Origin of the sequence: Leifsonia sp. 2MCAF36 (assembly GCF_052115525.1) — a bacterium.
Taxonomy (GTDB): Bacteria; Actinomycetota; Actinomycetes; order Actinomycetales; family Microbacteriaceae; genus Leifsonia.
In genome coordinates, this window is sequence record NZ_JBFRGV010000009.1 from 102,144 (window position 1) to 115,438 (window position 13,295).

Annotated in this window: 13 protein-coding genes and 1 tRNA gene; 3 read left to right on the top strand and 11 right to left on the bottom strand. The window is 70.0% G+C overall.

Annotated features, from left to right (window positions below; genetic code table 11):
- The first annotated feature begins 34 nt into the window (after positions 1-34).
- Entirely contained in the window at positions 35-1,057 is a 1,023-nt protein-coding gene (locus AB4079_RS14650; protein ID WP_441788043.1) for a hypothetical protein, read from the top strand.
- 9 nt (positions 1,058-1,066) lie between these two features.
- Here the strand turns inward: AB4079_RS14650 and AB4079_RS14655 are convergent, their stop codons facing one another.
- From AB4079_RS14655 to AB4079_RS14670, 4 genes are all read right to left on the bottom strand, one after another.
- Positions 1,067-1,963, bottom strand: a complete 897-nt coding sequence (locus AB4079_RS14655; RefSeq protein WP_441788044.1) for a glycosyltransferase family 2 protein — start codon at positions 1,961-1,963, stop codon at positions 1,067-1,069.
- Positions 1,956-2,774: a CDP-alcohol phosphatidyltransferase family protein gene (locus AB4079_RS14660; protein ID WP_441788045.1), complete on the bottom strand. Its 819-nt coding sequence runs from the start codon at positions 2,772-2,774 to the stop codon at positions 1,956-1,958. The genes AB4079_RS14655 and AB4079_RS14660 overlap by 8 nt, the downstream gene beginning before the upstream one ends.
- A 2-nt stretch (positions 2,775-2,776) precedes the next feature.
- Entirely contained in the window at positions 2,777-3,820 is a 1,044-nt protein-coding gene (locus AB4079_RS14665) for a glycosyltransferase family 2 protein (protein ID WP_441788046.1), read from the bottom strand.
- 135 nt (positions 3,821-3,955) lie between these two features.
- Positions 3,956-5,656, bottom strand: coding sequence for a trypsin-like peptidase domain-containing protein (locus tag AB4079_RS14670; protein WP_441788047.1), 1,701 nt, complete (start codon positions 5,654-5,656; stop codon positions 3,956-3,958).
- 145 nt (positions 5,657-5,801) lie between these two features.
- Here AB4079_RS14670 and AB4079_RS14675 point away from each other — a divergent pair, with 145 nt between their 5' ends.
- Positions 5,802-7,001, top strand: coding sequence for a pyridoxal phosphate-dependent aminotransferase (locus AB4079_RS14675; protein ID WP_441788048.1), 1,200 nt, complete (start codon positions 5,802-5,804; stop codon positions 6,999-7,001).
- A gap of 36 nt (positions 7,002-7,037) precedes the next feature.
- On the opposite strand, the gene AB4079_RS14680 is transcribed toward AB4079_RS14675, so the two are convergent.
- From AB4079_RS14680 to AB4079_RS14710, 7 genes are read right to left on the bottom strand one after another with little or no spacing between them, the layout of a single operon-like run.
- Positions 7,038-7,874, bottom strand: coding sequence for a carbon-nitrogen hydrolase family protein (locus AB4079_RS14680; protein ID WP_441788049.1), 837 nt, complete (start codon positions 7,872-7,874; stop codon positions 7,038-7,040).
- Complete coding sequence (locus AB4079_RS14685; protein ID WP_441788050.1) at positions 7,871-9,649, bottom strand: sensor histidine kinase; 1,779 nt, start codon at positions 9,647-9,649, stop codon at positions 7,871-7,873. Before AB4079_RS14685 ends, AB4079_RS14680 begins: the two co-directional genes overlap by 4 nt.
- The gene (locus AB4079_RS14690; RefSeq protein WP_441788051.1) at positions 9,646-10,053 is read right to left on the bottom strand and encodes a response regulator; all 408 of its coding nucleotides are present in this window, start codon (positions 10,051-10,053) and stop codon (positions 9,646-9,648) included. Before AB4079_RS14690 ends, AB4079_RS14685 begins: the two co-directional genes overlap by 4 nt.
- Positions 10,046-10,204 carry a hypothetical protein gene (locus tag AB4079_RS14695; RefSeq protein ID WP_441788052.1) on the bottom strand — a complete coding sequence of 53 codons (159 nt, stop codon included), beginning with the start codon at positions 10,202-10,204 and terminating at the stop codon, positions 10,046-10,048. The genes AB4079_RS14690 and AB4079_RS14695 overlap by 8 nt, the downstream gene beginning before the upstream one ends.
- On the bottom strand, positions 10,201-11,001 hold the full coding sequence (locus AB4079_RS14700; protein WP_441788053.1) for a PHP domain-containing protein: 801 nt from the start codon (positions 10,999-11,001) through the stop codon (positions 10,201-10,203). Before AB4079_RS14700 ends, AB4079_RS14695 begins: the two co-directional genes overlap by 4 nt.
- Positions 10,998-12,011 (bottom strand): ATP-grasp domain-containing protein, encoded by a 1,014-nt coding sequence (locus tag AB4079_RS14705; RefSeq protein ID WP_441788054.1) that lies wholly within the window; start codon positions 12,009-12,011, stop codon positions 10,998-11,000. The genes AB4079_RS14700 and AB4079_RS14705 overlap by 4 nt, the downstream gene beginning before the upstream one ends.
- Complete coding sequence (locus AB4079_RS14710; RefSeq protein WP_441788055.1) at positions 12,008-13,090, bottom strand: response regulator; 1,083 nt, start codon at positions 13,088-13,090, stop codon at positions 12,008-12,010. The genes AB4079_RS14705 and AB4079_RS14710 overlap by 4 nt, the downstream gene beginning before the upstream one ends.
- A 118-nt stretch (positions 13,091-13,208) precedes the next feature.
- Here AB4079_RS14710 and AB4079_RS14715 point away from each other — a divergent pair.
- Positions 13,209-13,285 (top strand) — tRNA-Met (locus tag AB4079_RS14715).
- Positions 13,286-13,295: the final 10 nt, after the last annotated feature.

Below are 13,295 nucleotides of genomic sequence, written 5' to 3' on the forward strand. Positions count from 1 at the left end.
GCACTCACGGATAACCGGCCTACACTCTCTGGAGATGGCCAAGAAGCAGCAACCGATCATCTCCGTCACCGGGGGCCCGCAGCAGGGCGGGGACACCCCGCGCGCGCTGAACACGACGCTGGATAGATTCCTCGCCATCCAGCGCCCTGCCGTCCTGGCGCACCTGCGCAGCCTGCGCCGACGACACCCGGACGCGACCGCTGACGAGCTCGCGCGCATCCTCGAGCGACGCTACCTGGCCGCCGTGACCAGCGGCGGCGCCGCCGTCGGCGCGACAGCGGTGATCCCCGCGATCGGCACCGGCATCACGCTGGCGCTCTCGGGGGTGGAGACGGCCGGCTTCCTCGAGGCGACCGCTCTCTTCGCGCAGTCGATGAGCGAGTTGCACGGCATCGCCGTGGACAACCCGGACCGTGCGCGGGCGCTGGTCCTCACCATGATGCTCGGGCGCGAGGGTTCCGACCTGGTCCGGCAGCTGGCCGGCCAGTTCGCCGGCGGCGGCGTGACACGGAACGCGTACTGGGGTGAGCTGGTGACCTCCAGCCTGCCCGCCATGGTGGTCGGCCCGCTGGTCGATCGGCTGAAAAGCGTCTTCATCCGCCAATTCGCCGTGCGAGGCGGCGCCAGCATGCTGGCGCGTGCCATCCCGTTCGGCGTCGGAGCGGTCATCGGCGGCACCGGGAACAACATCCTCGGCCGCCGGGTCGTTCAGAACGCACGGTTGGCCTTCGGTCCGGCCCCGTACATCATCCCGGAGGCGCTGACGCCGATCGAGGGTCCTGGCGCCGTGCGGCGCCTGGGCTCAGCGACCGGCGATCGTGCGGTCCGGGTCAGCAAGGCGACCAGTGGCAGCGCCGTCCGCGTCGGCAAAGCGACGGGTGAGCGCGCGGCCCGTCTCGGTAAGGCGCTCCGCGGCGCGCTGCCCAAGCGTGGCTCGTCTGCGAAGGGTGACGGCGGGGTCGCCTCGCCCCAGCCGCCCCGCGCCGTGGAGAGCCTGCCCGGCGACCGTCCCACAAACACCGAGACCGAGACCGACCGCAAGCAGTCTGCGGGCTGAGCGAGCAGCTCAGACGATCGGCGGACGCCCGGCCGCGGTCATGCGCGCCACCGTGCGCCAGCGAAGCGGACGCCGCTTCCCCGGGTCGGTGCGCCAACCCTCGACCCAACCGCCGAACCAGGCGCGCAGCACGGCCGGTTTCCGGAACCAGCGCAGCAGTTGAATGCCTGTCCAGGAGCCGACGTAGAGCGGGACGAGCACGAGCGGCAGGTTGCGTCGCGCGAGCCACACGCGGTTCCGCGCGTTGAGCCGGTAGTAGTCCGAGTGCCGTGTCGGCGAGACGAATGGATGCTCGGCCACGAGGTCACCCGCATACCAGACGCGCTTTCCCTGATCCCAGACCTTCCAGGCGAGGTCGATGCCCTCGTGCGCGTAGAAGAACGGCGCGGCCCAGCCTCCCGCACGCTCGAAGACGTCCCGTGGCATCACGATCACCGCCTCGAGCACGGCGAAGACGTTGCTCGAACGCTCCGGGTCTCCCTTGCGGATGCGCGGGATCCAGCGCCGGGGAGCCTCAGCTCCGCCGGGGACGCGCAAGCGGGGCTGCACCATCCCGATATCCGGTGAGGAGTGCAGCATGGCCACAGCGTCGGCGAGGAACGTCGGCGACGGGATGTCGGCGTCGTCGTCGAGGAAGAACAGCCACTCGCCCGACACCAGCGGGACGCCGGCGTTGCGGCCGGACGGGATACCGATGTTCTCCGGCAGCGCAAGCGAACGCACTCCGTCCGGCAGGGCGGGATCGGCGGTGGCCGGGTCCCAGCCGTTGCCGACCACCACGACATCCGTGTCGACGCCCTGCTGCGCCAGCACCGACTCCAGGCCGCGCCGGAGGTCGACGGGCCGGGTGCCCTGCGTGAGCACGACGACCGCGACCGCCGGGCGCTCAGTCGGCTGCTCAGCCACGGACCCGCCGTGACGCCATGATGGTCACGAAATGCCCGATGAGGGCCAGGAGCGACAGCGGGACGAGCGCGACGATGAGGATGCGATCGGCCAGCGTCGCGCCGACGAACAGGCCGATAATCGAGAACAGGAAGATCAGGATGGTCAGCTCGACCGAGTGGTACAGCCGGTGGAACGGCAGGAAGCGAGCCGCGCGGCGCAGCGTTGCGACAGCGCCGTGAGTGGGCGCGTACTCCGACTGCGTGTCGGCCAGCTTCGGCAGTCCGGCGTTGGCTCGCGCGACACGCACCATGTCGTTGAGGGCCTTGTTGAGCACGATCACCAGGGCGAGTAGCGTGCCGAGGTTGGTCCAGAGGAAGTCCTGCGGAGCCTCCAGCGGATAGCCCGCTGCGCGGATGCCGAGCGCGATCGCGATCAGTGTCTCGGTCGAGTAGTGGCCGACGTTGTCGAGGAAGATGCCGGCGGGCGACGACGTGCCCCGCCAGCGGGCCACCTCTCCGTCGCAGCAGTCGACCAGCATCTGGAGCTGGCCGAGCACGAGCGCCAGCGCCGCGCCGCCGATACCGGGGATCAGCAAGGATGCAGCGGTCGCCCATCCGGTCAGGATCATCAGGCCGGTGACCCCGTTGGCCGAGATGGAGGTCTTCAGCAGCACCCAGGTCAGGTACGGCGACAGGTTCCGCAGGTACAGCGACGCGGTCCAGTGCTCGGCATTGCGGCGTCCGCGCACCTCGGGGGGCTGCGCGACCTCCCTGAGCTCGGCGATCGACGACGGACGGGCGCCGTGCGCCGCGGGTCCCGGTGCGGTCATGCCTACCTTCCCGTGTGGGCGGTGATGTTGCGGGTGAGGGACAGGAATCCGAGGATGAAGCCGACCCCCCAGCTGAAATGGATGCACGGCAAGACTACGAGAAACCACAGGAACGGGCGAAAACCGTCGCGGCGCCCCCACAGCAGCGCCGACACCACGACGATCACCACATAGCCCAGCGGGATGACGAAGCCCCAGAGCAGCCAGGGTGCCGCGCCGAGGGCCGCCTGGACGATCCCGGCGATGCCCAGGAGGCTGCCGATGGCGACGCCGAGAACCATCACCGGCGGTGCGAAGTAGCGGAGCCCGTTCGAGGCGGGAAAGCGTCGTGCCAGTTCGCCCCGCCAGATTCCGGTCGAGAAGAACTGCCGGGCGAGCCGGTACAGGTTCGGGCGTGGCCGGTAGGTGACCTTCAACCGGGGCGTGAACCACACCGTCCCGCCGGTGGTGCGCAGGCGCCGGTTGAGCTCCCAGTCCTGGCCGCGCTTGATCTCCTCGTCGAAGAGGCCGACCTCGATCAACCGGTCGCGCCGGAACACGCCGAGATAGACGGTCTCAGCCGGCCCCGCTTCTCCCCCGACATGCAGCTTGGTGCCGCCGAGGCCCACCCGGCTGCCGTACGCGCGGGCGACAGCGCGCTCGAAGTCGGTCGTGCCCTGCGCATCCATCAGGCCGCCGACGTTGTCGGCACCGGTCTCGACGATGGTCTCCACCGCGATGCGGGCGTATTCGGTCGGCAGGACGCTGTGCGCGTCCACCCGGATCACGATCGGGTACCGCGACTCGCGGATGGCGAGGTTCAGCCCCGCCGGGGTGGACCCCACCTCGTTGTCGAAGACCCGGATGCGGTCGTCGACCGAAGCGAGTTCTTCGACCAGCTCCGTGGTCCCGTCGATGCTCGGCCCGAGGGCGATCGCGACCTCGAACGGCCCGGTGTAGTCCTGCGCGAGGAGGCTGTCGACCGCGGCCCGGACGTGGGTGGCCTCATTGAGGACGGGCATCACGTAGGAGACACCCGGGAGGGTGTTCACAGTGTCGTCCGGCATCTGATCCTTCGGTGTAGCGGGTCGGCGACGAGCCTATCAGCCGGGTCCTGCGACGATCCCGGGAGCGCGCAGCCGCCCGGTACGGCGGAAGGCCGCCCCGCGGATGCGGGACGGCCTTCGTGACCCCGAGTCGCGTTACTGGGCCTGGAGGGTGCCCAGGGTGACCGACGCGGTCTTGGTCTGGCCGTCGCGGACGTAGGTGATGTCCGCCTTGGCGCCTGCGGCCTGCGCGCGGACCTGGGCGGTCAGGTCGGTGGCGTCGGTGATCGGGGTGTCGTTGAAGTTGACGACGACATCGCCGGCCTTCAGCCCGGCCCCGGAAGCGGCTCCCCCACTGGTCACGCTCTTGATCAGAGCGCCGACCGTGGTCGCCTTGCTGTCGCTGCTGGCGTCCGCCACCGACGCGCCGAGGAGGCCGTGCGTCGCGGAGCCGTTCTTCATGATCTCGTCCGAGACCCGCTTCGCCAGGTCGGACGGGATGGCGAAGCCGACACCGATGCTGCCCGACTGCGAACCGTCGGTGCTGGAACCTCCGGCGCTCGCGATCGCCACGTTCACGCCGATCAGCTCGCCCTTGCTGTTGAGCAGGGCACCGCCCGAGTTACCGGGGTTGATGGAGGCGTCCGTCTGGATAACCGGGAGCGAGATCGTTCCGGCGCTCTGCTGCGGCTGCTGCTGCTGCGAGCCGGAGCCGCCCTGGTCGGGGAAATCGAAGTTGAACGGGTTCTGGCTGCCGCCGCCGCTGTTCGAGTCGCCCTTCGGGGCGGCCGACGAGGCGATGCTGATGCTGCGGTTCAGCGCGCTGACGATGCCGTCGGTGACGGTGCCGGACAGACCGAGCGGCGCGCCGATGGCGACAGTCGTGCTGCCGACGTTCAGCTTGCTGGAGTCGCCCCAGCTCATCGGGGTCATGCCGGAGGCCTTGTCGAGCTTGATGACGGCGAGGTCGGTCGTCGGGTCGGTGCCCACGATCTTGGCGGTGTAGATCTTGCCGTCGTTGTCCGTCACCGTGACGTTGACGTTGGAGGCCTGGCCGTCGAGGGTCACGACGTGCGTGTTGGTGAGCACGTAGCCGTCCTGCGTGAGGACGATGCCGGAACCGGTGCCGCCGGAGCTGGAGGCGCTCACCGAGATCGTGACGACGCTCGGCGACGCCTTGGCGGCGACGGCGGTGACGATGCTCGCGTTGTTAGCATCGTTGACCGTGATGTTCTGCGGGCCCGAGACGGTCTTGATCGTGGCGTTGCCCTGCTCGTTGGCCGCGAAGATGCCGACACCCGCACCGGCGCCTGCGACTCCGCCGATCAGCGCGCCGATGGCGAGCGTCGCGATGATGAGGCCGCTGTTGCCGCGCTTGGCCGGCTTTCCGGCAGGCGCGGTGGTCGTCGCGCCCGGCGCGGTCGCGTACGGCTGCTGACCGTTCTGCGCGTACGGGTGCTGACCGTACCCTGCGGGGTGGCCGAAGGAGCCGTTGCCGTAGTGGGGCTGCTGCTGGGCGTACGGCTGAGCGTAGGGCTGGCCGTACGGCTGCGGCTGCGGCTGCACGGGCTGCGTCGGCTGGGTGTGCTGGCTGGGCACGGCGGCCGGCTGAACCGGCACGGTCGGCTGCTGCTCTGCGGTCGGCTGCTGCGCCGTGGGCTGCTCTGCGGTCGGCTGCTGCGCCGTCGGCTGCTGCGCCGTCGGCTGCTCGGCCGTCGGCTGCTGTGCCGGGGTCTCAGGGGCCGCCGTCGGGGCGGCCGGGGTGTGCTCGGGACCGGCGGCAGCATCCACGACCGCGTCGGTGTCGGCGTCGTGCTGGGGCTTCGCGGGCTCCGGGGTGTTCGGGGTGTCGGTCATGGTGTTGCTCCTTCCAAGCACGATCAGCTTGGGATGCGAACCTGGGCGTTTTATTTGCCGATGCTGTGCGCGACCTTCTGCATGTCGATGACTCTCCACAACGTATCCGATGGGTCCGCCGCGAGTAAGGCCGTACCGTGGTCCTATGACCATTCCTGGAGCGTGGCGACGGGCCGCGGGTGGTGCCGGCCTCCTCGGCGCCGACGGTTCCGTCCGGCCGACGATCTTCGCCGAGATGAGTGAACTGGCCCAGCAGACCGGCGCCATCAACCTCGGGCAGGGCTTCCCCGACGAAGACGGCCCGGCCGAAGTCCTGGAGGCGGCGGTCGCGGCGATCCGGGGCGGTGCGAACCAGTACCCGCCGGGCATCGGCATCCCCGACCTGCGGCTGGCCGTCGCCGAGCACCAGCGTCGGTTCTATGGAATCGAGCTCGACCCGGACCGCGAGGTGCTCATCACGGCGGGCGCCACCGAGGCCATCGCCGCGACCCTGCTCGCCCTGCTGGAGCCGGGCGACGAAGTCGTGACGTTCGAGCCGTACTACGACGAGTACGGCGCGATCATCGCCCTCGCGGGCGGAGTGCACAGGACCGTGCCGCTCGAGCCGCCGGCTTTCCGCCCGGACCTGGACCGGCTCCGCGCGACCGTCACCGACCGCACCCGCGTCATCCTGGTCAACACCCCGCACAACCCCACCGGCGCCGTGCTCGACCGGGAGACGCTGGCGCTGGTGGTGGAACTCGCTGAGCAGCACGACGCGATCATCGTCACCGATTCGGTGTACGAGCACCTGACCTTCGGCCCACCGCACATCGCCATCGAAACGCTCCCCGGCGCGCGCACGCGGACCGTGGCCATCTCCTCCGGCGGCAAGACGTTCAACACGACCGGGTGGAAGGTGGGCTGGCTGACCGCGCCGCCCGAGCTGGTCACCGCGGTGCTCGCGGTGAAGCAGTTCCTCACCTACGTCAACGGCGCGCCGTTCCAGCCGGCGATCGCCGCGGGACTCCGGCTTCCGGACGCGTACTTCACCGGGATTGCGGACACCCTGGCGCACAAGCGCGACCTGCTGTCCGACGGCCTGCGCGCCGCCGGCTTCGGTGTGTTCCCCTCCGACGGCACCTACTTCGTCATCGCGGACGCAGCGCCGCTGGGGTTCCCAGACGCGGTGGAGCTGTGCCGCACGCTGCCCGAGCTCGCGGGCGTGGTCGCCGTGCCGTTAGGCGCCTTCGCACGCGACGAGTATGCGGCGCGCACGGCATCCCTGGTCCGGTTCGCGTTCTGCAAACGGACCGATGTGCTCGCGGAGGCTGCACGTCGGCTTGCGGCGATCAGCGCGCGCTGATCGGACGCTGCCTGCGTTGCAGGCGTTGCGGGCGGTTCAGAGCGGGCTGACCCGGTACCGTCGCAGGCGCAGCGCGGGGTTGCGTTCGCGCACCTCCCGGATGCGTGCCGACGAGACCTCGGCGACCGCCACACCGGTCGTCTCGCCGAGCCCGGCGAGGGTCACCCCCATCGGGTCGATCACCGCGCTCGCACCGACGCCGATCGAGGGCGGGTGGTCCGCCGCCGCGACGTACAGTGTGTTCTCGATCGCGCGCGCCGCGAGCAGCGTGGTCCAGTGGTGCTCCTTCAACGGCCCACGGACCCACTCGGCCGGCACCGCGACGAGGTCGGCACCCGCGTCCGCGAGTCGGCGGGTCACCTCCGGGAAGCGCAGGTCGTAGCAGGTCTGCAGCCCGACCACGATCCCGTCCACCTCGAAGGTCTGCGGATCGTCGAGATCTCCGGGCACCACCCACTCCGACTCCTGGGCGCCGAATGCGTCGTACAGGTGCTGCTTCCGATAGGTCGCGACGACGTCACCGGCGGGGTCCACGGCGACGAGGGTGTTCGAGAACTTGTGCGACTGGGTCGTCTTCTCGACCAGCCCGGCCACCACGAACACCGCGTGCTCGCTCGCGGCCGCGGCGAGCGCGCCCACGAAGTCGCCATCGAGCGTCTCGGCGTTGCGGGCGAACGATGCTCCGAGCGGGTCGGTGAAGTAGGAGGAGTACTCCGGGAGCACCACGAGTCGCGCGCCCCGTGACGCGGCGACCGCGATCAGGCCGGCCACGACATCCCGGTTGTGGACGCGGTCCTCCCCCGGCGCGAACTGCGCCACCGCCAGGGCGACCGTGCGGTCGTCGATGGCGAGTTCGGCGGGGCGGTCCGTCACAGTGCCACCTCTGCGCGCGGGATCGCCTCGGTCACCGGCCGCGGCGTCTCCACTGGCAGAACGATGCTGATCGAGGTGCCGACGCCCTCCTCGCTCGCGATGTCGAGACGACCGCCGTGCGCCGTCACGATGGCCTTCGTGATGGTCAGCCCCAGGCCGACGCCGGGCACGGCGTTGCGCGTCGCGGTGGATGCGCGGAAGAACCGCTGGGACAGCTGACTCAGCTCTACGGCGGGGATGCCCATGCCCGTGTCCGTGACGGCGATCACGACCTGCTCTCCGTCGCGTCGCAGCGAGACGGTCACCGTCCCGCCGGACGGCGTGAACTTGAGAGCGTTGGAGACGAGGTTGTCGACCGCCTGCCCGAGACGCACCGGGTCGCCGCGAACCGCAAGCGGCTCCGCAGGGCCGTCGCTGACGAGCGTGACACCGGCGTTCGCCGCGACCGGGCCGGCCGACTCGACCGAGGCAGAGACGACCCCGCCGAGCTCCACATCCTTGATGTCGAGCGGGAACCGGCCGGACTCCACCTGGGCGGTGAACAGGAGATCGCCGACCAGACGCAGGAGGCGGTGCGCATTCCGCTCGGCGACGCTCAGGTACTGCAGCTGTTCCTCGGACAGGGGCGCGTCCTCGTCGTCGCGCATCAGTTCCAGATAGCCGAGGATCGAGCTGAGCGGGGTCCGCAGCTCGTGAGAGATCAGCCCGACGAACTCGTCCTTCAGCCGGGCGAATTCGCGTGCCTCGGTCATGTCGGTCGCCACGAAGATGAAGCCGACGCGGTGCCCGTTCTCGTCCAGCCGTGGGGTGGCCGCGACCTGCACCGCCACACGCTTGCCGTCCGGGCGGATGTACGTCCAGTCGCGGACGTCCGCGGAGCCGGCACGCACGGTGTCCACCAGGGCGGAGAAGTTGTCCATGCTCGAGACCGTCGTGAACCGGGCATCCATGTCCTGGAGGCGCTGCTCGATCTCCGACGTGAGGTGGAAGTCGATGACGTGATGCTTGCCGTCGACCACCTGCTTCTCGGTGAGGCCGAGCATCTTCTCCGCCCCCGGATTCCAGACGTCGATCAGACCGTCGAGGTTCGTACCGATGACCGACTGCTCCGTGACGGCGTTCCAGATGCTCTGGATGAGACGGTTCGCGGTCTTCAGGCGCGCCTCGTTCAGCACCAGCTCGTCCTGGGAGGAGACCGCCTTCGCCAGCAGCGCATCCTGCCTCTCCCCGGCCTCGTGGGCGGCTTTCAGTTGCACCCGCATCCGATGCGCGATCTCGTTGATGACGACAGCGACGATCAGGTAGATGACCGGCGAGAAGAAGGCCCTGACGATGTCCCCACCGGTCCGGGCTCCCCCGCCGAAGAACAGCGGCGCCAGCAGGACGATGAAGGTCGTCAGCGACGCGATGAGGATGTTGATCCGTCCGGACTCCGAAGCGATCCAGACGAAGGGAAGCAGGGTCAGCACCGCGAACGGCGAAACGGACCCGCCGGTCCCCATCCGGAGCAGGCCGACGGCGAGCAACGACAGCGTCGGCACCACGACCGTCCACTCGGCGTTCACCCGCCGCCACGGAATGACGAACGACAAGATCGACGCGACCGCGACGAGTGCGATGCCCGCCACGAACACCGGGCCGTTGCTGACGGGGACGCCATTCGGCACGGCTGCGATGATCGCCGCGATGGCGAAGCCGAGAATGGTCGGCACCTGCTTCATGAAGACCGACGGCGAGTCGATCGGGATGCGGCTGAGCCACCGGTCGAGGGTCATGCGGGCTCCCCCAGTTCGAGCATCTCGCGGATGCGGATCGACAGCAGTCGCGGACTGAACGGCTTCACGATGAAGCTGTCCGAGCGGTCGGCGACCACCCCGTGGTCGGTCAGCAGCTGCACGGACGCGGAGACCATCAGGATCAGCGTCGACCGGGTCAGCTCGTCGGCGCGGATCGCCTCCGCCACCTGCACCCCGTTGAGGCCGGGCATCGAGATGTCCAGGACCGCCAGGTCGACGCCCCCGCTGCGGACGGCGTCGAGCGCGGCCGTCCCGTTGTCGACGGCGGCCACGATCTCGACTCCTGCGCGGTTCGCGGCGATCGTCATCAGCCCGCGGATGTCGTCGTCGTCGTCCGCGATCACCACGCGCTTGCTGCGGAGGCCGCTCGTCGGCTCAGACATGCAGGAACACCACCCGCACGACCACGATCGCGGCGCAGATCAGCAGGGCGATGCCGCCGTAGAGCGGCAGCCGGTACTCCCACCGGCGGTTGCGCTCCAGTTCGTCCTGGATGCGCTCGCGCAGCTCGGTCGGCGGTTCGACGGGACTCATCGCGCTCCCTCCCTCGAGGTCGGCTCCCGTTCGCCGCCGACCAGGGCGGCTGCCGCGTCGAGGAGCGCCGGTACGCGCTGGTAGCGACCGACGTCGGTCGCGAGGTGGCTGTCGGTGGAGGCAACGATACGCGCACCGGCGCGCAGCAGGGCTGCGATCGCGGCCGGGCCGGGGCACTCCCACTTCTCGTTGACCTCGACGATGGTTCCGGTCGCTGCGGCGGCCTGCGCCCACGCGAGCAGGCGCTCGTCGCCCAGTTGCGCTTCGTCCAGGCCCACCTTGGGCAGGATGGAGAACCAGTGCGCGAGCTGCGCGTGCGGCGTCCCCCTCATCGTCCGGATGCTCGACTCGATAAGCAGGTCGAGAGCGTCGTCGTCGGAGAGGCCGGCGTCCAGTCGCTCGCGCGTGGCGCGCGGAGACCACGGGCCGTCCGTGCCGGGGAACTGGTGGTCGCCGATGACGACCGCATCCACCCCACCCGGTCCGACGACCAGATCGGCCGGTGTGTCCACCGCGCCCGAGGCGTCGAGCAGCTTGGCCTCCACCCCGGTCACGATGGCCAAACCCGCGGGGATGCGCTCCGCGGCCACTGCGGTGAGGAACTCGGGCACCCAGGTGGTCGAGGCGCGGACATGGTCGGTCAGCCGCACCGTCCTGAGCCCGGCCGCGGAGGCCGCGGCGATGTTCTCGGCCAGGGTGCTCCGTGCGTCGTCGGAGAACGTCGAGTGGACGTGGAAGTCGCCGAGCAGCAGGTCGCCCAGCGGGCCGGTCGGCCGGTCGGCCTCCGTTCCGCTCACTCCTCGGGACCCTCCGAGTGCGCGGCGTTCTCGGAGACGAGCACATCGCCCGGACGCAGGAAGACATCCTCGAGGAAGCGCACGTTCGCCAGCTCCTCGAAGTCGACCGCCGACGGGACCGGCCGGCCGAGCACGAGGTCGAGCAGCAGCGACGGCATGTCCACCCCCGAGGCGATGGTCAGCGGCATCGCCCCGGGGAAGCGCGGGTTCACCTCGAGCAGCGCGGGGACGCCGTCGGTGCTGTAGCGCAGCTGGACGTTCGCGACGCCGGTCAGGCCGATGGCGCGCGCGACGTCGGCGGCGGTATCCGACAGCTCGGGCCGGCGCACGGTGCGACCGGCGATCGAGACGCCGGAGTCGACGCGTTCACGGGATCGCGGAACGGCGGCGATCACGTCGCCCGTAAGGCCGGCGAGCACGTCCACCGAGAACTCCTCGCCCGGCAGGTTCTCCTGGATGATGATGCTCTCGTCGGTGCCGAGCGCCTCCAGCGTGCCGCGGTCCGGGATCAGCCGGACGCCGCGCGAGCCGGCGCCGGAGCGCGGTTTGACGATGACGGGGAAGGTCCAGTCGGCGCCGACGCCGTCCCGGTCGAGCAGTCGCGTGACCGGCACGCGCGCCTGACCGGCCACCCGCTGCACCAGGGCGAACTTGTCGAGGCAGGTCACCAGCGTCTCGTGCGACGGGGCAGCGAGCTTGGTGCCGACGGCCTCCAATTCGTCGCGGCGCGCGGCGAGGCCGGGCAGCTCGACATCCACCGTCGAGAACAGCACGTCGATGCCGTCGTCGCGGCTCATCCCGATCAGCGCGTCCACGAACCCCTCGGAGCGTCCGGGCGGCAGGATGCGCCGGCGGTCCTCGGGGACCAGGTACAGCCCGCTCGCCCAGCCGTCCATGTCGCCGGCGAAGACGTCCACGTCTGCGCGGGCGAGCAAGGAACGGATCACGGCCACGCCTGCGGGGCCGCCCGCGCCCGTGACCAGGACGCGGGTTCGTGTGGTGTCGGTCATTCGGCTGTCCTATTCAGTCGGGCGCCGGAGAGCCGGGCCGACACATCGAGCGAGGAGGCGGGCATCGAGATGTCCGCGGTGTCGCGGATCACCTCGAGGGGTTCACAGCTCTTGCCGCCGCCGAAGCGCGACCAGTAACGCGCTGTGGCGAGCACGAAGTCGGGCTCCAGGTAGGCGCGCAGCTCGGTCTGCGACCGGAAGCAGTCGATCAGCTGGAGCTTCGTCTCGGTGAAGCCGTCGATCGGCACGAAACGGGTGGGCCGGAAGTCGATCGTCGCCGAGGGGCTCTGGTAGCAGCAGACCGTTCGTACCGAGCGGGTGGCGACATCCGTCGCGGCGTGGACGGCCCGGTGGTCCTGGTGCCGGTCGTGCGCGGAGTGCGTGTAGACGATGTCCGGCTGGATCTCGGCGACCACGCGCTCGATGATCCCGACCGTCGGATCCGCGGCGGAGATCTGCGTGTCGTGGAGGTCCTCCAGGAACAGCCGAGCACCCAGAAGCTCGGCGGACGCGAGGGACTCGTGCTGCCGGTCGTTCGCATCCCCGCCGCGCGCGCCGCGCGACATGGTGAGGATGACCACCTGGTTGCCTGCGTCGCGGTGTGCCGCGAGGATGCCGCCGACACCGATCTCGACGTCGTCGGGATGCGCGCCGACGGCCAGCACGACCTGCTGCCGCTGCACCGAGCGCTTGACCCGGCCTTCGGCGGCCAGCCGGTTCACGATGGCGACAAGCTCGGCGGAGGCGATCGGCTTGGTGAGGAACTCGTCCGCCTGAGCGCGCAGCGCGGAGACCGCGTAGTCCACGGAAACGTGCGCCGTCATCACCACGACCGGCATCCCCGGATACTGGCTGCGCAGCTCCTTCAACAGCTCGAGGCCCGAGATCCCCGGCATCTCGATGTCGGTGATGACCAGGTCCGGTTCGAACTCCGCGATCCGGGCCAGGGCGACGGACGGATCGGTTACCGCGATCGCCACCGCATCGGCACGTTTCTCCAGAATCGTCTTCATGAAGAAGGCCACGTCCGGGTCGTCCTCGACCACAACCACCCGGAACTTCGTCACGGCATTCGCCATCGCATCCCCTTATCTGGGACTGACTCTAGTAGGACGACCGGTTCACACGGCGGAACGGCTCAGCGTCGTGTTTCGATTTCACCCCGTCCCGATCCCGTGCTAGAGTCAATTCTTGTGCCGCGGGGTGGAGCAGTTCGGTAGCTCGCTGGGCTCATAACCCAGAGGTCGCAGGTTCAAATCCTGTCCCCGCAACCAATGCAAGGCC

Bases quoted from the DNA above. Each gene is read 5' to 3' on its own strand.
- AB4079_RS14690 (WP_441788051.1), bottom strand. From the start codon at position 10,053: ATGTCTGAGCCGACGAGCGGCCTCCGCAGCAAGCGCGTGGTGATCGCG.
- AB4079_RS14650 (WP_441788043.1), top strand. From the start codon at position 35: ATGGCCAAGAAGCAGCAACCGATCATCTCCGTCACCGGGGGCCCGCAG.
- AB4079_RS14660 (WP_441788045.1), bottom strand. From the start codon at position 2,774: ATGACCGCACCGGGACCCGCGGCGCACGGCGCCCGTCCGTCGTCGATC.
- AB4079_RS14670 (WP_441788047.1), bottom strand. From the start codon at position 5,656: ATGACCGACACCCCGAACACCCCGGAGCCCGCGAAGCCCCAGCACGAC.
- AB4079_RS14705 (WP_441788054.1), bottom strand. From the start codon at position 12,011: ATGACCGACACCACACGAACCCGCGTCCTGGTCACGGGCGCGGGCGGC.
- AB4079_RS14710 (WP_441788055.1), bottom strand. From the start codon at position 13,090: ATGGCGAATGCCGTGACGAAGTTCCGGGTGGTTGTGGTCGAGGACGAC.
- AB4079_RS14695 (WP_441788052.1), bottom strand. From the start codon at position 10,204: ATGAGTCCCGTCGAACCGCCGACCGAGCTGCGCGAGCGCATCCAGGAC.
- AB4079_RS14665 (WP_441788046.1), bottom strand. From the start codon at position 3,820: ATGCCGGACGACACTGTGAACACCCTCCCGGGTGTCTCCTACGTGATG.
- AB4079_RS14685 (WP_441788050.1), bottom strand. From the start codon at position 9,649: ATGACCCTCGACCGGTGGCTCAGCCGCATCCCGATCGACTCGCCGTCG.
- AB4079_RS14675 (WP_441788048.1), top strand. From the start codon at position 5,802: ATGACCATTCCTGGAGCGTGGCGACGGGCCGCGGGTGGTGCCGGCCTC.